Below are 534 nucleotides of genomic sequence, written 5' to 3'. Positions count from 1 at the left end.
CGTCAGCACACCTGAAGATGGAGAAACCAGATCACCAGTACTCACTTTAGTGTCGCTAATACGACCACTAAACGGCGCTCGGATTTGCGTGTACGAAAGGTTGACTTCTGCAAGTTTAAGCTGTGCATTCGCGGCTTCTAGTTCTGCACGCGCGCCTAGCAATGTTGCTGTCAACGCATCAAATTCCGATTGGGAGATGCTGCCACGAGGAAGCAGGTTTTTACCGCGTTGGTGATCAAGCTCTGCCTTTTTAAGCGAAGCTTTTGCTTGTGCTAACGCTGCTTTCGCACTTGCCACTTGTGCTTCAAAAGAAGAAGGTTCAATAGAATAAAGAAGCTGACCTTTTTCTACCATTTGTCCTTCTTCAAAATGACGAGCTTGTAAATAGCCTGAAATCTGTGCTGTGATATTGGTATCTTCTACCGCTTCAATGCGACCGATATATGATTTACTCGGTTGGTAGTCGATTACCGTGACATCCTGAGTTACGACAAGAGGCGCTTGGCTCTCTCTTTGGGCATTATTCGCTTCTCC

The 534-nt window shown here is 46.4% G+C and carries 1 pseudogene; it reads right to left on the bottom strand.

Going from position 1 to position 534, the window contains the following annotated elements:
* Nucleotides 1-534: pseudogene (gene vmeY, locus R7E78_RS30025) on the bottom strand (multidrug efflux RND transporter periplasmic adaptor subunit VmeY); the annotation flags it as partial.

The organism is Vibrio sp. YT-19(2023) (genome assembly GCF_033337395.1).
This window is presented reverse-complemented; position numbering and strand designations above follow the sequence as displayed.